Raw genomic sequence first — 18,100 nt, 5'->3', positions numbered from 1 at the left:
CGCGCGTGTCGCGCGCCGGCCACCGGTCGGTCCGCTGTGCGGTAGGGCCGCTGCCGGGCGGCCGGTCAGGCCGGGCGGAGCCAGACGGTTGCCAGCGGGGGGAGGACGAGTTCGGCGCTGCGGTCCTGGCCGTTCCAGGACACGGCCTCGGCCTTGACCGGGCTGGAGTTGGCGATGCCGCTGCCCCCGTACGCCTCGTCGTCGGTGTTCAGGACCTCCTCCCAGAGCTGGTCCGGGCCGGTCAGGGCGGGCAGGCCGACCCGGTAGCCGCGGCGGACCACGGGGGAGAAGTTGCAGACCGCCACCAGCGGGGTGCCGTCGGCGGCGTACCGGACGAAGGACAGCAGGTTGTCCTCGGCGGCGCCGCCGTCCAGCCAGCGGAAGCCGTCCGGGGTGGTGTCCTGCTCCCACAGGGCCGGGGCGTCCAGGTACGCCCCGTTGAGGTCGCCGACGAGCGCGCGCACGCCCCGGTGGTCGGCGGCGGCCGGCCAGTCGTCGGCGAGCACCCACCACTGCGGGCCCTGCTCGTGGTCCCATTCGGCTCCCTGGGCGAACTCCTGCCCCATGAAGAGCAGTTGCTTGCCGGGGTGGGCCCACATGAAGCCGAGGTAGGCGCGGTGGTTGGCGCGCTGCTGCCACCAGTCGCCGGGCATCTTGGAGACCAGCGCCTGCTTGCCGTGCACCACCTCGTCGTGCGAGATCGGCAGCACGTAGTTCTCCGAGAAGGCGTACACCATCGAGAAGGTGATCTCGTTGTGGTGGTACTTGCGGTGCACCGGCTCCTTGGAGATGTAGACCAGCGAGTCGTGCATCCAGCCCATGTTCCACTTCAGGCCGAAGCCGAGGCCGCCGCTGTCGGTGGGCCGGGTGACGCCGTCCCAGGCGGTGGACTCCTCGGCGATGGTGATCACGCCGGGACAGCGCCGGTAGACGGTGGCGTTCATCTCCTGGAGGAAGGAGGCGGCGTCCAGGTTCTCCCGGCCGCCGTACTGGTTGGGCGTCCAGGCGCCGCCCTCGCGGGAGTAGTCGAGGTAGAGCATCGAGGCGACGGCGTCCACCCGCAGGCCGTCGATGTGGAACTCCTCGCACCAGTAGACCGCGTTGGCGACCAGGAAGTTGCGGACCTCGGTGCGCCCGTAGTCGAACTCCAGGGTGCCCCAGTCGGGGTGCTCGGCCCGCAGCGGGTCGGCCGGCTCGTAGAGCGGCTCGCCGTCGAAGCGGGCGAGCGCGAAGTCGTCCTTCGGGAAGTGCGCGGGCACCCAGTCGACGATGACGCCGATGCCGTGCCGGTGCAGGGTGTCCACCAGGTACCGGAAGTCGTCGGGGGTGCCGAGCCGGGCGGTGGGGGCGTAGAAGCCGGACACCTGGTAGCCCCAGGAGCCGCCGAAGGGGTGCTCCATCACCGGCATGAACTCCACGTGGGTGAAGTTCAGCTCCCGCAGGTAGCGCGGGAGCTCCGCGGCGATCTCGCGGTAGCTGGTCAGGTCGGGCCGCCAGGACGCCAGGTGCAGCTCGTAGACCGACATCGGCGCGCGGTGGTGCACCGTCCGGGCGCGGCGGGCCAGCCACTCCTCGTCCTGCCAGGCGTAGGCGGAGGAGGTGACGACCGAGGCGGTGCCGGGCGGGCACTGGGCGGCCCGGGCCAGCGGGTCGGCCTTGTCGAGCACCCGGCCGTCGCGGGTGCGGATCTCGTACTTGTAGTGGGTGCCGTCGCCGAGGCCGGGCAGGAACAGCTCCCAGATCCCGGAGGAGCCCAGCGAGCGCATCGGGTGGCCGGTGCCGTCCCAGTGGTTGAAGTCGCCGATCACCCGCACGCCGGCCGCGTTCGGCGCCCAGACGGCGAACGCGGTGCCGGTGACGCCGTCGACGGTGCGCACGTGCGAGCCGAGCGCCCGCCACAGCTGCTCGTGCCGGCCCTCGGAGATCAGGTGCAGGTCGAGCTCGCCCAGGGTGGGGCGGGCCCGGTAGCCGTCGTACTGCGGGATCGGCTCGCTGCCGGGGTAGCCGACCAGCAGCCGGTGCTCGGCGAGGCCGGCCCGGTGCAGTGCGGTGCCCGGCAGCAGGCCGGTGAACAGGCCGTTCTGCTGATGGGTCAGTTCGGCCGGGCCCTGGCCGGTCTCGACCACGACCCGCTCGGCGAACGGGCGCAGCACCCGGATCGCGGTGCCGCCGTTGGTCGGGTGGGTACCCAGCAGGGCGTGCGGGTCGTGGTGCGCGCCGGAGACCAGCCGGTCCACCTCGGACGGCGGCAGTGGGGCCTCCGGCAGCCGCAGCGCACCGCCCGCCGCCGGGGCGGGCAGCGGCACGGGCACGGGAACGGGCGCGGCAACGGGGACGGGAACGGGCGCGGCATCAGCCACGGGAGCCGGGACGGCCGCAGCCGGCGCCGGCCGCCCCGGCTCGTCCCGCCGGGGCACCACGGGCTCTCGCCTCGGTGAGTCCTTGCCCGCGAGGAAGGTCGCGGGTACGGCGGGGGTGGTGCGGCCTGGCAGGTCGAGCGGAGTCACGACTTGGTCCTCCTGCGGGGTCGGGTGTGCCGGTGGAGCGGTCAGACGGTCAGGGCCAGCCGGTTGATCGCGGCGAGCGGGATGGGCAGCCAGCTGGGCCGGTGCCGGGCCTCGTACACCACCTCGTACACCGCCTTGTCGATCTCCAACGCGCGCATCAGCTCCGGCGAGGCCGCCGGGTCGGTGCCGCCGCCGGCGGTGTACCCCGCGCAGTACGCGGTGCGGTTGCGGGCCGCCCAGGCCGCCGCGAGGTGGGCCAGTTCGGGGTCGACCGGGCCGCCGGCCAGCAGGTGCGCGGCGGCGTAGTCGAAGGAGCGGAGCATCGCGGCGACGTCGCGCAGGGCGGTCTGCGGCTCGCGCCGCTCGGCCACCGTCTTGGCCGGCTCGCCCTCGAAGTCCAGCAGCACCCAGCCCTGCGGGGTGCGCATCGCCTGGCCGAGGTGCAGGTCGCCGTGGATCCGCTGGACGGGCATGCCGTCCGGGTGGGCGTCCGCGAGCTGCTGGAAGGCGCCCCGCAGCGCGGCACGGTAGCGCAGCAGGCCGGGGACGGCGGAGACGGCGCTGTCCAGCCGGTCGGCCATCGCGGTGGCCAGCTGCCTGGTCTGCGTCCGGTCGAGCCGGGCCACCGGCATCGAGCGGGCCAGCACCCGGTGCACCTCGGCGGTGGCCCGGCCGAGCCGGTGCGCCTCGATGGCGAAGTTGCCGGGGGACGGGTCGCCCTTGAGCCGGCCGACCTGGTCGAGCGCCAGCTCCCAGCCGTCCTCGGCGTCCGGCAGGTAGCGCTGGAGCAGGCCGAGGGTGGCCGGCTCGGCGCGCTCCAGCCGGCTCTCGAACCAGGCCGCGACCCGCGGGATGCGGGTGGAGCCGGCCCGCGAGAGGGCGAGCGAGAGTTCGAGGTCGGGGTTGGTGCCGGGGCTGATCCGGCGGAACAGCTTGAGGATCAGCGCCGTCCCGTAGATCACCGAGCTGTTGCTCTGTTCGGCGGTACTGGCCCGGCCCGGCAGGTTGGCGGGCAGGCCGGGGCCCGGCGTGCGGCGGAAGGACAGCGAGCCGAACCGGTCGCCGGTCGCCAGGTGCTCCAGCAGCCGGCCGGTGAGCTCCGGGTCGTGCACCGCGTCGTAGAGCACGGCGCCGTCGTACGGGCCCTGGGTGAGCCGCCCGAGCACGGCGCCCGGGCCGATGCCGGACGGCTCCTCCGAGCGGGTGCCGAGCAGCAGTTGGTAGATGTCCCCGTGCGGGGCGCCGGTGGCGGCGGTGTGCTCGACCCGCAGCAGCAGGTGCAGCAGGGACGGGTCGCCGACCTGGAGCGGCGTGCCGACCACCGGCGTGAGGCCGGTGATCGCGTGGCCCTTGCCGGCGTACCAGCGCTGGGTGGGGAGCCAGTCGGCGATCAACGGCAGCGCTGCCTGGATCAGCTCGCTGACTCCCAGGGCGGTCCTGCGGACCCCGGTGGCGCGCGATCCGGCCGGCACGGCGGTGCCGGTGGCGGTGTCGCGGTGCACAGGGGCTTGAGACCGGGAGGTTTCGGACATGACTCCCTTTCCCCGGAAGCGGGCCGACTGCCCGACGGGTCTGGCCGGGCCCGTAAGTCTTCCGGATTTCGGCGGCGCGGCGGCGACGGCACGCGAGCGGCGCTCGGGTGTCACGCCATAGTGTGGTGGGCCGTTGGGCTGTTCTCCGTACGCGGTGGTGCAGAGAGCCCCGGGGTGCACGGGGAGTCGAACTCCCGTACACCCCGGAGAGCTTGGGCCCGGATGGCCGGGTGGCCCCGGGGATTGCCCCGTGGGCCCCCGGATACCTGAGGGACCGTTACTTCAGGCCGGCGGATCGTTTGCCGGCCGGGCGGGGCGGCTTGCGGAGCTGGAACCAGTAGAAGCCGTGGCCTGCGAGGGTGAGCAGGTACGGCCACTCGCCGATCGAGGGGAACTGCACCCCGCCGATCAGCTCCACCGGGTACCGGCCCCCGTACTGCCGCAGGTCCAACTCGGTCGGCTGCGCGAACCGCGAGAAGTTGTTCACGCACATGACCAGGTCACCCTCGTACTCGCGCACGAAGGCCAGGACCGCGGGGTTGCTGGAGGGCAGTTCGGTGTACGTGCCGAGTCCGAAGGCCGGATTGAGCTTGCGGATCTCGATCATGCGACGCGTCCAGTGCAGCAGTGAACTCGAACTGCTCTGCTGCGCTTCGACGTTGGTCACCTGGTAGCCGTACACCGGATCCATGATGGGTGGCAGACTGAGCCTGCCCGGGTCGGCGGAGGAGAAACCCGCGTTGCGGTCGGGTGTCCACTGCATCGGGGTCCGCACGCCGTCCCGGTCGCCCAGCCAGATGTTGTCGCCCATGCCGATCTCGTCCCCGTAGTACAGCACCGGGGAGCCCGGCAGGGACAGCAGCAGGGCCGTGAACAGCTCGATCTGGTTCCGGTCGTTCTCCAGCAGCGGGGCGAGGCGCCGGCGGATGCCCACGTTGGCGCGCATCCGCGGGTCCTTGGCGTACTCCGCGTACATGTAGTCGCGCTCCTCGTCGGTGACCATCTCCAGGGTCAGCTCGTCGTGGTTGCGCAGGAAGATGCCCCACTGGCAGTTGCCGGGGATGGTCGGCGTCTTGGCGAGGATCTCGGACACCGGGTAGCGGCTCTCCCGGCGCACGGCCATGAAGATCCGCGGCATCACCGGGAAGTGGAACGCCATGTGGCACTCGTCGCCGCCGGAGCCGAAGTCGCCGAAGTAGTCGACGACGTCCTCCGGCCACTGGTTGGCCTCGGCGAGCAGCACGGTGTCCGGGTAGTCCGCGTCGATCTCCTTGCGGACCCGTTGCAGGAACTCGTGCGTCTCCGGCAGGTTCTCGCAGTTCGTGCCCTCCCGCGCGAACAGGTACGGCACCGCGTCGAGCCGGAAGCCGTCGATCCCGAGGTCGAGCCAGAAGCGCAGCCCCGCGATCATCTCCTCCTGCACCCGCGGGTTGTCGTAGTTGAGGTCCGGCTGGTGCGAGAAGAACCGGTGCCAGAAGTACTGCTTGCGGACGGGGTCGTACGTCCAGTTGGACGTCTCGGTGTCGACGAAGATGATCCGGGCGTCCGGGTACTGCTTGTCGTCGTCGGCCCACATGTAGAAGTCGCCGTACGGGCCGTCCGGGTCCTCCCGGGAGGCCTGGAACCACGGGTGCTGGTCGCTGGTGTGGTTCATCACGAAGTCGATGACCACGCGCATCCCGCGGGCGTGCGCGGCGTCCACGAACTCCATGAAGTCGGCCAGGTCGCCGAACTCGGGGAGCACCGACTTGTAGTCGGCCACGTCGTAGCCGCCGTCGCGCAGCGGCGAGGCGAAGAACGGCGGCAGCCAGAGGCAGTCGACGCCGAGCCACTGCAGGTAGTCGAGCTTGGACGTGAGCCCCTTCAGGTCACCGACGCCGTCGCCGTTGCTGTCCTGGAAGGACCGCACCAGCACCTCGTAGAACACCGCACGTTTGAACCACTCCGGGTCCAGGTCCTTTTTCGAGGTCTCGGCGAAGGTGTCGGGGACGGGCTCGTTCACTGTCACGCTGGGTTCCTCCGAACCGTGAGGAGGTGGGCCGGCTCCGCTGAGGGATCGAGCCGGACGTAGTTGTGCCGCCCCCAGCTGAAGGCGGCGCCGGTGAGTTCGTCGTGCACCGCGTACGGGCCGTCGCCGTCGAGCGTGACGGTGGCCTCCTGGACGTGGTGAGGGTCCAGGTTGACGACGGTGACGACCCGGTCGGTGAGGCCGTCCTCGGTGACGGCGGTCTTCGAGAACGCGAGCACGTGCTCGTTGTCCGTCGGGTGGAACCGCAGGTCGCGCAGCTGCTGGAGGGCGGGGTGGCGCCGGCGCAGCCGGTTCAGCACCGTCAGCAGCGGGGCGAGGGTGTCGGTGCGGCTCCAGTCGCGCGGGCGCAGCTCGAACTTCTCCGAGTGCAGGTACTCCTCGGTGCCCGGCTGGACGGCTTCGTTCTCGTACAGCTCGTAGCCGGCGTAGACGCCGTAGCTGGGGGACAGGGTGGCGGCCAGCACGGCGCGGATCGCGAACGCCGCCCGCCCGCCGCTCTGCAGGTGCTCGGGCAGGATGTCCGGGGTGTTGGCGAAGAAGTTCGGCCGCATGAACGCGGCGCTCTCGCGCGACAGCTCGGTCAGGTACTCGGTGAGCTCCTGCTTCGTGGTGCGCCAGGTGAAGTAGGTGTACGACTGGTGGAACCCGATCTTCCCCAGCGTGTGCATCATCGCGGGCCGGGTGAACGCCTCGGCCAGGAAGACCACGTCCGGGTCGGTCCGGGCGATGTCGCCGAGGACCTTCTCCCAGAACATCACCGGCTTGGTGTGCGGATTGTCGACCCGGAAGATCCGGATGCCGTGGCCCATCCAGAACCGCAGGATCCGCAGGGTCTCCTTGACGATGCCGTCGAAGTCCTGGTCGAAGTTGACCGGGTAGATGTCCTGGTACTTCTTCGGCGGGTTCTCGGCGAAGGCGATGGTGCCGTCGACCCGGTGGGTGAACCACTCGGGGTGCTTGTTCACCCAGGGGTGGTCGGGGGAGCACTGGAGGGCGAAGTCCATCGCGACCTCCAGGTGCAGGGCGTCGGCCTCGGCCACGAAGTGGTCGAAGTCCTCCAGCGTCCCGAGGTCCGGGTGGATCGCGTCGTGGCCGCCCTCGGGCGAGCCGATCGCCCACGGCGAGCCGACGTCGTGCCGGCCGGCCGTCAGGGTGTTGTCCGGGCCCTTGCGGAAGGCCCGTCCGATCGGGTGCACCGGCGGCAGGTAGACCACGTCGAAGCCCATCGCGGCGACCGCGGGCAGCCGCTCGGCGGCCGTCCGCAGGGTGCCCGAGCGCGGCGGCTCCACCCCCGACGGGTCGACGACCGCGCCCTCCGAGCGGGGGAAGAACTCGTACCAGGAGCCGAACAGCGCCCGTTCGCGGTCCACCTGGAGCGGCAGCGGCCGGGTGGAGCTGACCAGTTCGCGCAGCGGGTAGCGGGCCAGCAGCTCGCCGACCTCGGGCGCCAGGGCGGCGGCCAGCCGGGACAGCGGCGGCAGCGCGGGGTCGCGCAGCGCGTCCACGGCCGCCAGCACGTGCGCCCGGCCCTCCTTCTTCGGCACGCCCCCGGCAGCGCGCTCCAGCAGCTGCGCACCCTCCTCCAGGACGAGCGCGGTGTCGATGCCGGCCGGGAGCTTCACCGCGGCGACGGCCCGCCAGGTCGCCACCGGGTCGCTCCACGCCTCGACCAGGTAGGACCAGCGGCCGGCCGAGGTCGGGGTGACGCTCGCCCCCCAGCGGTCGGTGCCCTTGGCCAGCTCGCGCATCGGCGTCCACGGGCCGCTGCGGCCGCGCGGGTCGCGCAGCACCACGTTGGCGTTCACCGCGTCGTGCCCCTCGCGGAAGACGGTCGCGGTGACCTCGAAGGCCTCGCCGACCACCGCCTTGGCCGGGCGGCGGCCGGAGTCGACGAGCGGGCTGACGTCCAGGACGGGGATGCGGCCGATCACGGTGTCGCTCTCTGTCGTCTTTCGGGCGGCGGTCTTCCGGGCGGTGGTCTTGCGGGGCGTGCTCCGGGCGGTGCCGGTGCCGGTGCCGGCACCGGCACCGCCCGGGCCGGCGCTGCCGGCGACGCGGGTGCTGGTGGTGGTAGTGGTGGCGGCGCCGCGCGCCGCGCGTTTGCGTGCGGGGGCCGGCCGGGCCGCGGGTTCTCGGTCCGGAGCGGACTGCTCCGGACGGTCGGCCCCGGCGTCCCGGGGTTTGGGCATCGCCGGGTCGGCCTGGCCGGCCGTCGTCGCCCGACTGTCAGAATCCGTCCGTTCGGCGGATTCCGCGACCGCCGCGTCGCGCGTGTCGGCCACCGGTGTGGACTGGTCCCGCGTGTCGCCGTGCATGCCAAGCTCCTGCCCGAGATCGGCGGCAGCTCCCGCCGGCCGGTCCGGGGCCAGGGGAGTACCGGGAGAACTGCTGGGTGGGGGGAGGTCGCGCCTTCGAAAGCCTGCCCGCGCCGCCGCGCCCGGCAACCTGCCCGGCCCCGGCCGTGCCTGCGGCCGGGAGCCCGGGAGCCCGCGCGCGTCCCGGCGCGCACCTCTCCGGGCGCGCCCCAGTGCGACCCAACCCACCCGTGAACGAGCGGGCACAGCGCGAGGACACGCAACGGAAACGCGGCGAGGGCCGAATGGGCTAAGGAAGATGAGGGTTTGTCGACCGGACAAGGATTCGGACGTGCTGCATCCAGGGGGCGCCACCCGTCGCCGCACACCCCGCAGCATCAACGACCTTTGTTCATAGTCGCACTGCGGACAAGACCTACGCAGCGGTACGACGACACTTTCGGACGTATCAGGAGGTATATCGGCCAGCGGAAATGAAGCTGTTCCACAGTGTTCACGCACTGGTGGTGCGGGACTTGGAAAAGTGCGCCGCGCGCGCCCCCCGCGCAGTCCAATGCGCTGAATGCGATCTCATCAATAGGCCGAACGGATCACCAATACGCCAGGTGACACACCCTCAGGCCGGTTCGCGGGTCTACGCTTCACGCCGTGAAGGCAATCCGCAGATTCACCGTCCGCACCGTCCTGCCCGAACAACTCCAGCCGTTGCACGAGCTCGCGCTCAACCTGCGCTGGTCGTGGCATTCGGAGACCAGAGACCTCTTCCGATCCGTCGACCCCGAGGTGTGGGCCGCCACCGGGGAGGACCCGGTACGCCTGCTCGGTGAGGTCCCGGCCGCCCGGCTCGCCGCGCTGGCCGCCGACCGGCGCTTCCTGCGCAGGCTCGGCGACCTCGCCGACGACCTGCGCGACTACCTGGCCGGCCCGCGCTGGTACCAGGGCGCGGTCGCCGACAGCCCGTTGCCGGCGGCGATCGCCTACTTCTCGCCCGAGTACGGCATCGCCGCCGCCCTGCCCCAGTACTCCGGCGGTCTCGGCATCCTGGCCGGCGACCACCTCAAGGCCGCCAGCGACCTCGGCGTGCCGCTGATCGGCGTCGGCCTCTTCTACCGGCACGGCTACTTCCGCCAGTCCCTCAGCCGGGACGGCTGGCAGCAGGAGCGCTACCCGCTGCTCGATCCCGACGAACTGGCCGTCAGCCTCCTCCGCGAGCCGGACGGCACGCCCGTCCGGGTGGACCTCGCGCTACCGGCGGGCCGCACCCTCGCCGCACACATCTGGAAGGCCCAGGTCGGCCGGGTACCGCTGCTGCTCCTCGACTCCGACATCGAGGCGAACTCCCCGGCCGAACGCGACGTCACGGACCGCCTCTACGGCGGCGGCAGCGAACACCGGCTGCTCCAGGAGATGCTGCTCGGCATCGGCGGCGTCCGCGCCGTCCGCACCTACTGCCGGCTCACCGGGCACCCCGCCCCCGAGGTCTTCCACACCAACGAGGGCCACGCCGGCTTCCTCGGCGTGGAGCGGATCCGCGAGCTGATCGCCGACGCCGGCGGGCCCGCCGGGGAGAAGGCCGAGGAGGGCCCGGGGCTCGACTTCGCCGCCGCCCTGGAGGCCGTCCGGGCCGGCACCCTGTTCACCACCCACACGCCCGTCCCGGCCGGGATCGACCGCTTCGACCGCGACCTGGTCGCCCGGCACTTCAGCGGCGACACCGCGCTGGCCGGCGTCCCGGTCGAGCAGGTGCTCGCGCTGGGCGCCGAGAGCTGGCGCGGCGGTGACCCGAAGCTGTTCAACATGGCCGCGATGGGCCTGCGGCTCGCCCAGCGCGCCAACGGCGTCTCGACCCTGCACGGCGAGGTCAGCCGGTCCATGTTCAACGGCCTCTGGGCCGGCTTCGACGCCGCCGAGGTGCCGATCGCCTCCGTCACCAACGGGGTGCACGCGCCCACCTGGATCGACCCGGCGGTCGTCCGGCTCGGTGCGGCCGAGATCGGCGCCGAGCGCGCCGAGGACGCCATGACCACCGGCGAGACCAAGCGCTGGACGGGCCTGGAGCGGATCGGCAACGGTGAGATCTGGGAGCTGCGGCGCGCCCTGCGGGCCCAGCTCGTCGACGAGGCCCGGCGCCGGGTGCGCGCCTCCTGGCGCCAGCGCGGCGCCGGCGACGCCGAGCTCGGCTGGGTCACGTCGGTGCTCGACCCCGACGTGCTCACCATCGGCTTCGCCCGCCGGGTGCCCTCGTACAAGCGGCTCACCCTGATGCTCCGCGACCAGGAGCGGCTGCGGGCGCTGCTGCTGCACCCCACCCGGCCGGTGCAGATCGTGGTGGCGGGCAAGGCCCACCCGGCGGACGACGGCGGCAAGCGGCTGATCCAGCAGATGGTCGCCTTCGCCGACGACCCGGCCGTCCGGCACCGGATCGTCTTCCTGCCGGACTACGACATGGCGATGGCCCAGCGCCTCTACCCGGGCTGCGACGTCTGGCTGAACAACCCGCTGCGGCCGCTGGAGGCCTGCGGCACGTCCGGGATGAAGGCGGCGCTCAACGGCTGCCTCAACCTGTCCGTCCTCGACGGCTGGTGGGACGAGTGGTACGACGGCCAGAACGGCTGGGCGATCCCCACCGCCGACGGCGTCGGCAGCGTGCTGGACCCGGAGAGCGCCGAGGCCGAGCGGCGTGACGACATCGAGTCCGCCGCGCTGTACGACCTGATCGAGCACCAGGTCGCGGCCCGGTTCTACGACCGGGGCGCGGACGGGCTGCCGCACCGCTGGATCGCGATGGTCCGGCACACGCTGGTCACCCTCGGGCCCAAGGTGCTGGCCGGCCGGATGGTCCGCGAGTACGTGGAGCGGCTCTACACCCCGGCGGCGGTGGCCCAGCGCGAGCTGTCCGCCGAGGTGCCGGGCGGCGCTCCGCACGCCGGGGCCCGGGAGCTGGCCGGCTGGAAGGCGAAGGTCCGCCAGGCCTGGCCGGGCGTCCGGGTCGAGCACGTCGAGGCCGAGTGCCCCGACGAGGCGCAGGAGCTGGGCAGCGCCCTGGCGCTGCGGGTCCAGGTCTCGCTCGGCCCGCTGGAGCCGGCCGACGTCGAGGTCCAGCTGGTCTCCGGCCGGGTGGACGAGGGCGACGGCATCTCCGACGCCGCCGTGCTCGCCCTCAAGCCGGCGGGCGGTCCGGACCTCGACGGCCGGACGCGCTACGAGGGCTCGCTCGAACTCAGCCGCACCGGCCCGTTCGGCTACACCGTCCGGGTGCTGCCGGCCCATCCGCTGCTGGCCTCGCCGGTGGAGCTGGGCCTGGTCGCCCTCCCCGCCGAGACGGCCGGGATGGACGCGGGCCTGCTGCGCTGACCTGCCGCGCCGACCTGCTGCGCCTGGCGGCCGGGCCCTGAACGGGCCCGGCCGCCCGGCATGCCGGACCGGGCGCGTCAGACCAGGCTCGCCCGCCAGGCCTCGTGCAGGCCGGCGAAGCGGCCGGCGCCGCCGATCAGATCGGCCGGGCTGCCGTCCTCCACGATCCGGCCCTGCTCCATCACGAGCACGCGGTCGGCGATCTCCACGGTGGAGAGCCGGTGCGCGATGATCACGGCCGTCCGCCCGGCCAGCACCGTCCGCATGGCGTGCTGCACGGCCTGCTCCCCGGGCACGTCCAGCGAGGACGTCGCCTCGTCCAGGATCAGCACGGCCGGGTCGGCGAGCAGTGCCCGGGCGAAGGCGACCAGCTGGCGCTGGCCCGCCGAGATCCGGCCGCCGCGCTTGCGGACGTCGGTGTCGAAGCCGTCCGGCAGGGCGGCGACGAACTCGTACGCCCCGATCTCCCGGGCCGCCTGCTCGACCTCCGCGCGGGTGGCGCCCGGCCGGCCGATGGCGATGTTCTCGGCGACCGTCCCGGAGAACAGGAAGGACTCCTGGGTCACCATCACCACGCCGCGCCGCAGGTCGGCGGTGGCCAGGTCGCGCAGGTCCACGCCGTCCAGGGTGATCCGGCCGTCGGTCGGGTCGTAGAAGCGGGCCAGCAGCTTCGCGAGGGTGGACTTGCCCGCGCCGGTGGCGCCGACCACGGCGGTGGTCTGCCCGGCCGCCAGCACCAGGTCGAAGGACGGCAGCACCTCCTTGCCCGTCCGGTACGCGAAACGGGTGCCGGAGAAGACCACCTCGCGACCCCTCGCTCCCCCCGGGCTGAAGGGCGGGAACCCGGGCAGCGCGACCGGTTCGGCCGGTTCGGCGACGGTCGGCTCGTGGGCGAGCAGACCGGCGATCTTCTCCAGGGCGGCGGCGGCCGACTGGTAGCTGTTCAGGAACATCGCCAGCTGGTCGATCGGGTCGTACAGCCGGCGCAGGTAGAGCACGAAGCCGGTCAGCACGCCCAGCTCCAGGCTGCCGCCGGTGACGAGGTACGCGCCCAGCACGACGATGCCGGTGACCCAGACGTTGGCGGTGGTCCGGGCCAGGCCGACGAATCGGGCCAGTTCCATGAAGCCGTCCGCGTTGGCCACCGCCGACTGCCGGTTGACCTCGCCGAACGCGGCGTCGTTCGCGGCCTCCCGGCGGAAGGCCTGCACCGGGCGGATGCCGTTCATGGTCTCGGTGAACTTCACGATCAGGGTGGCGACGGCGGTGCGCGAGCGCCGGTAGACCCGCAGCGAGCGCCGCCGGAACGACCGCACGATCAGGTACAGCGGCAGGAAGGAGGCGAGCGAGACCAGGCCGAGGCGCCAGTCCATCACCATGAGCAGCACCGAGATGTAGAACACCGACAGGAACACCGTCAGCAGTTCCTGGAGGCCCTCGGAGAGCAGCTCGCGCAGGGCGTCCACGTCGCTGGTCGCGCGGGAGGTGATCCGGCCCGAGGTGTAGCGCTCGTGGAAGTCCAGGCTGAGCCGCTGGGCGTGCCGGAAGATCCGGCCGCGCAGCTCCAGCAGGATGTCCTGGTTGATCCGGGCGCTCAGCCGGATGAAGGCGCGCTGCAGGACGGTGCTGACCGCGGCGCAGCCCAGGTAGGCCGCGATGACGGCGATCAGCGGGCCGCTGTCGTGGTCGCGCAGGGCGGGGATCGCCCGGTCCATGGTGACGGCGATCAGCAGCGGGCCGGCCTGCAGGGCGGCCTGCTGCACCAGGATCACCAGCATCGCGACGGCGATCCTGGCCCGGTGCGGGCCGAGCAGCGAGGAGAGCAGGGCGCGGGCGGCGCCGGGCGGGACGGGGATGTCCTCGTCGTCGGCCGGCGGCAGCAGCTCCTCGGGCTCCAGGGCCGGGTCGGCGGCGGTGGCCGCCGTCTCGGTGGCCGGTTCGACGGTGCTGGTGCTCATCGGGCGGAACTCCCTTCCAGGGTGGGGGCGCTCTCGCCCGGGGTCGGTTCACCCGACATGAGCCGGCGGTAGACGGCGGAGGACTCCAGCAGTTCCTGGTGGGTGCCGACGGCGGCGATCCGGCCGTCGTCGAGCACCGCCACCCGGTCGGCCAGCAGGACGGTGCTCGGCCGGTGGGCCACCACCAGGGCGGTGGTGGCGGCGAGCACCTCGCGCAGGGCCTGCTCGACCAGCGCCTCGGTGTGCACGTCCAGGGCGGACAGCGGGTCGTCCAGCACCAGGAAGGCCGGGTCGCCGACGACCGCGCGGGCCAGGGCCAGGCGCTGGCGCTGGCCGCCGGACAGGCTCAGGCCCTGCTCGCCGACCTGGGTGCCGACGCCGGCCGGGAGCCGCTCGACGAAGCCCGCCTGGGCCGTCTCCAGGGCGCGGCGGAGCTGCTCGGGCGAGGCCTCGGGGGCGCCCATCAGGACGTTCTCGCCGACCGAGGCGGAGAACAGGGTCGGCTCCTCGAAGGCCACCGAGACCAGCTCGCGCAGCCGGGCCCGCGGGATGCCGCGGATGTCCTTGCCGTCCAGGGTGATCACGCCGCCGGTGGCCTCGTACAGCCGGGGGAGCAGGGCGGTCAGCGTGGTCTTGCCGCTGCCGGTCGCGCCGACCAGGGCCATCGTCTCGCCGGGCCGGATGTGCAGGTCGACGCCCCGGAGGAGGTCCGGGGTGTCGTCGGGGGCGTCGGGGTAGCGGAACCGGACGCCGGTGAGGCGCAGGCCGGTGTCCTCGGCGGGTGCGGCCCCGGCGGCCGGGGCGTCGGCGGTCTCCGGTTCGTCCAGGACCTCGAAGAAGCGGTCGGTGGCGGTCGAGGCCTCGTTCGCGTAGGCCAGCAGCCAGCCGAGCGACTCGACCGGCCAGCGCAGCGCCAGCGCGGTGGAGAGGAAGGCGACCAGGGCGCCGGTGGTCAGTTCGTCCTGGGAGACCAGGTAGGCGCCGACGGCGAGCGCGCAGCCGAGCGCGAGCTCGGGCAGGCCGACGATGACGGCCCACAGGTTGGCCAGCATGCCCGCCTTGTGGAGTTCGGTCGCCCGCAGCTCGTGGGTCTGGCCGCGGAAGCGCTCGGCCATCGTGCGGTGCCGGCCGAACGCCTTGAGGATCCGGATGCCGAGGACGGACTCCTCGATCACGGTGGCGAGGTCGCCGGTCTGGTCCTGGGCGCGGCGGGCGGCCACCGAGTAGCCGGACTCGAAGTGCCGGGTCAGCACGATCAGCGGCGCGGCGGGCAGCAGCGTGATCAGCGCGAGCCGCCAGTCCAGGGTGAACATCACGGCCGTGCCGGCCAGGAACATCACCGAGTTGACGATCAGGAAGACCAGCGGGAAGGCCAGGAACAGCCGCATGGTGAACATGTCGGAGGTGGCCCGGGAGAGCAGCTGCCCGGAACTCCACCGGTCGTGGAACGACACCGGCAGGCGCTGCAGCTTCGCGTACAGGTCGCCGCGCATCGCCGTCTCCAGCCGGGACAGCGGGCGGGCCAGGATCACCCGGCGGCTGTAGAACAGCGCTGCCTCGACCAGGCCGAGGGCGAGCAGCAGCCCGGCGAGCGGCCAGAGCGCCGCCATGTCGTGCCGGGCGATCGGCCCGTCCACGATCCTGCCGAGGACCAGCGGGACGACCAGCACGCTGGCGGAGGCGACCAGCGCCGCGCCGATCGAGGCGGCCAGCCGCCACCGGATCGCGCGCGCGTAGGGCGCCAGGCGCAGCAGGGACCTGACCGTCGACCTGTGCTCAGGTGCGTCTCGGTCAGGTGCTCCCCGGTCGGGGGAGGGCAGGTCCGGTGCGGGTGGGTCCGGATCCTCCTGCTTCGGTCGGGGTGTCGACTGCGGCAGCGTGGAGTCTTGGTTCTCGGCCATCGCCGAGAGCGTATGTCGGTGACCGGTCACTTCTCATCCGGTTTATTGCACCTGTCGGCGAGAACCGGCCACCCGGCCCGCCGCCCCGGAGGCGGACGGGAGTCACGGGTGGGTGCCGTTGGGGGTGGTGGGGACGAGGCGCAGCAGCCGCAGCGAGCGGGCCGGCAGCGGGAGCGCGGCCAGGGCCGGGTGACGGGTGGCGGGGTCGGCGCGCTGGTCGGCGAGGGCGGTGTCCAGGACGCTCTCGTACCCGGTGGCGCGCGGCCCGCCCGGCAGGGTGAAGTCGAGCACGCGGTCGCCGGCGTTGAGCAGCAGCAGGAAGCTGTCGTCGCGCAGCGGGCGGCCGTGCTGGTCGCGCTCCGACATCGCGCTGCCGGAGAGCAGCATGCCGAGCCCGACGGTGGGGCCGAACCAGTCGGCCTCCGTCATCTCCCGCCCCTGCGGGGTGAACCAGGAGAGGTCGGGCTGGCCGCCGGGGACGGCGGCGCGACCGGAGAAGAACGCCCGCTGGCGCAGCACCGGGTGCCGGCGGCGCAGCCGGACGAGCCGGGCGGTGAGGTCGCGCAGCGAGCGCCGGCCGGGGTCGTCCAGCAGGGACCAGTCCAGCCAGCTGACCTCGTTGTCCTGGCAGTAGGCGTTGTTGTTGCCGCCCTGGGTGCGGCCGAGTTCGTCGCCGGCGGTGAGCATCGGCACGCCGGTGGAGAGCAGCAGGGTGGCGAGCAGGTTGCGCAGCTGGCGCAGCCGCAGTTCCTGGACCTCCGGGTCGGTGCTCTCGCCCTCGGCGCCGCAGTTCCAGGAGCGGTTGTCGTCGGTGCCGTCCCGGTTGTCCTCGCCGTTGGCCTCGTTGTGCTTGTGCTGGTACGTGACGAGGTCGCGCAGCGTGAAGCCGTCGTGGGCGGTGACGAAGTTGACCGAGGCGTAGGGGCGCCGGCCGCCGCGCTGGTACAGGTCGGAGGAGCCGGAGAGGCGGTAGCCGAGCTCGCGGACGTCGGGGCGGGCGCCGCGCCAGAAGTCCCGGACGGTGTCGCGGTACTTGTCGTTCCACTCGGCCCAGAGCGGCGGGAAACCGCCGACCTGGTAGCCGCCGGCCCCGACGTCCCAGGGTTCGGCGATCAGCTTGACCCGGCTGAGGACCGGGTCCTGCGAGACGGCGGCGAGGAAGGGGTGGTGCATCTCGACGCCGTCGCTGCCCCGGGCCAGCGCCGCGGCCAGGTCGAAGCGGAAGCCGTCCACGCCCATCTCGGTGACCCAGTAGCGCAGCGAGTCGGTGATCAGCCGGACGGTCTGCGGCTGGCGGGTGTCGAGGGTGTTGCCGCAGCCGGTGTAGTCGGCGTAGCCGCGGCGGCGGTGCAGCGGCAGGCGGTAGTAGCCGGCGTTGTCGATGCCGCGCAGCGAGAGGGTGGGGCCGAGTTCGCCGGCCTCGGCGGTGTGGTTGTAGACCACGTCGAGGATGACCTCGATGCCGGCCGCGTGCAGCGCCCGCACCATCCGCTTGAACTCGGCCACCTGCTGGCCCCGGCTGCCGGAGGCCGAGTAGCCGGCGTGCGGGGCGAAGTAGCCGATGCTGTTGTAGCCCCAGTAGTTGGTGAGCCCGCGGGCCTGCAGGTGGTCCTCGTCCGCGAACTGGTGGACGGGCAGCAGCTCGACGGCGGTCACGCCCAGGCCGGTGAGGTGCTCGATCGCGGCGGGGTGCCCGAGCCCGGCGTAGGTGCCGCGCAGCTCGGGCGGCACCCCGGGGTGGCGCATGGTGAAGCCGCGGACGTGCACCTCGTAGAGGACGGTCTCGGCCCAGGGCGTCTTCGGCCGCTGGTCGTCGTACCAGTCGTCGTCGTCGTGCACGACCACGGCCCTGGGCACGTACGGCGCGGAGTCCCGGTTGTCGCGGACGGTGTCGGCGACGTCCCGTTCGGGCCAGTCGCGGACGGAGCCGCAGGTGGCGTCGTGCGCGGTGTAGCGGCCCTCGACGGCGCGGGCGTACGGGTCGAGCAGCAGCTTCGCCGGGTTCCACCGGGCGCCCGTCCACGGGTCCCAGCGGCCGTGCACCCGGAAGCCGTAGCGGGTGCCGGGCAGGACGCCGGGCAGGTAGCCGTGCCAGGTCTGGAAGTTCTGCTCGGTGAGGCGGTGCCGGCTCTCCTGGCCGTCCTCGTCGAACAGGCACAGGTCGACGGCCTCGGCCCCGGCCGCCCAGAGCGCGAAGTTGGTGCCCCGGGTGCCCTCGGGTCCGGTGCGGAAGCGGGCGCCCAGCGGTTGCCAGCTGCCCGGCCAGGGGCTGTCCGGGGCCGGCCCGGCGGGCGCGCCGGGGTAGGGCGCGGGCCCGCCCTCGTCGGCCGGTCCGCCCGGTCGCGCGTCCGGTCCCAGTTCCTGCCCAGCCGTCATGGCCGCACCCCTCCCAGCACGGGGCGTCCCGTACCCCGTCCCACATGTGTTCCCTGATCGGATGCCGCTGTCACGTGGCGGATCACCTTGTGACGGACTGTGAACGATTCTGTCTCCCCGTGAGCCAC

8 protein-coding genes are annotated in these 18,100 nt (G+C 73.0%); 1 reads left to right on the top strand and 7 read right to left on the bottom strand.

The features are described 5' to 3' along the window. Nucleotides 1–65: 65 nt before the first annotated feature. From glgB to ACFUK0_RS28305, 4 genes are all read right to left on the bottom strand, one after another. Complete coding sequence (gene glgB, locus ACFUK0_RS28320; protein WP_380255114.1) at nucleotides 66–2,507, bottom strand: 1,4-alpha-glucan branching protein GlgB; 2,442 nt, start codon at nucleotides 2,505–2,507, stop codon at nucleotides 66–68. Nucleotides 2,508–2,548: 41 nt separating this feature from the next. Continuing rightward, complete coding sequence (locus ACFUK0_RS28315) at nucleotides 2,549–4,039, bottom strand: phosphotransferase (RefSeq protein WP_380255112.1); 1,491 nt, start codon at nucleotides 4,037–4,039, stop codon at nucleotides 2,549–2,551. A 277-nt stretch (nucleotides 4,040–4,316) separates the two neighbouring features. After that, nucleotides 4,317–6,047 carry a maltose alpha-D-glucosyltransferase gene (gene treS, locus ACFUK0_RS28310; RefSeq protein WP_380255110.1) on the bottom strand — a complete coding sequence of 577 codons (1,731 nt, stop codon included), beginning with the start codon at nucleotides 6,045–6,047 and terminating at the stop codon, nucleotides 4,317–4,319. After that, nucleotides 6,044–7,999 carry an alpha-1,4-glucan--maltose-1-phosphate maltosyltransferase gene (locus tag ACFUK0_RS28305; protein WP_380255118.1) on the bottom strand — a complete coding sequence of 652 codons (1,956 nt, stop codon included), beginning with the start codon at nucleotides 7,997–7,999 and terminating at the stop codon, nucleotides 6,044–6,046. The genes treS and ACFUK0_RS28305 overlap by 4 nt, the downstream gene beginning before the upstream one ends. Nucleotides 8,000–9,031: 1,032 nt before the next feature. Here ACFUK0_RS28305 and glgP point away from each other — a divergent pair. Beyond that, a complete protein-coding gene (gene glgP, locus ACFUK0_RS28300) occupies nucleotides 9,032–11,737 on the top strand; it encodes an alpha-glucan family phosphorylase (RefSeq protein ID WP_380255108.1) in 2,706 nt (901 codons plus the stop codon). A 77-nt stretch (nucleotides 11,738–11,814) separates the two neighbouring features. Here glgP and ACFUK0_RS28295 read toward each other — a convergent pair whose 3' ends face one another. From ACFUK0_RS28295 to glgX, 3 genes are all read right to left on the bottom strand, one after another. Continuing rightward, nucleotides 11,815–13,695: an ABC transporter ATP-binding protein gene (locus ACFUK0_RS28295; RefSeq protein WP_380255106.1), complete on the bottom strand. Its 1,881-nt coding sequence runs from the start codon at nucleotides 13,693–13,695 to the stop codon at nucleotides 11,815–11,817. Continuing rightward, nucleotides 13,692–15,596 carry an ABC transporter ATP-binding protein gene (locus tag ACFUK0_RS28290; RefSeq protein WP_380255104.1) on the bottom strand — a complete coding sequence of 635 codons (1,905 nt, stop codon included), beginning with the start codon at nucleotides 15,594–15,596 and terminating at the stop codon, nucleotides 13,692–13,694. Before ACFUK0_RS28290 ends, ACFUK0_RS28295 begins: the two co-directional genes overlap by 4 nt. Before the next feature lie 102 nt (nucleotides 15,597–15,698). Then, nucleotides 15,699–17,972, bottom strand: coding sequence for a glycogen debranching protein GlgX (glgX, locus tag ACFUK0_RS28285; protein WP_380255102.1), 2,274 nt, complete (start codon nucleotides 17,970–17,972; stop codon nucleotides 15,699–15,701). Nucleotides 17,973–18,100 lie beyond the last annotated feature (128 nt).

It is taken from the genome of Kitasatospora sp. NPDC057223, assembly GCF_042669755.1.
GTDB lineage: Bacteria > Actinomycetota > Actinomycetes > Streptomycetales > Streptomycetaceae > Kitasatospora.
The sequence above is the reverse complement of the archived record's forward strand: the minus strand, read 5'-3'. Positions and strand labels throughout refer to the sequence as shown.

Bases quoted from the DNA above. Each gene is read 5' to 3' on its own strand.
- ACFUK0_RS28315 (WP_380255112.1), bottom strand. From the start codon at position 4,039: ATGTCCGAAACCTCCCGGTCTCAAGCCCCTGTGCACCGCGACACCGCC.
- ACFUK0_RS28295 (WP_380255106.1), bottom strand. From the start codon at position 13,695: ATGAGCACCAGCACCGTCGAACCGGCCACCGAGACGGCGGCCACCGCC.
- glgX (WP_380255102.1), bottom strand. From the start codon at position 17,972: ATGACGGCTGGGCAGGAACTGGGACCGGACGCGCGACCGGGCGGACCG.
- ACFUK0_RS28290 (WP_380255104.1), bottom strand. From the start codon at position 15,596: ATGGCCGAGAACCAAGACTCCACGCTGCCGCAGTCGACACCCCGACCG.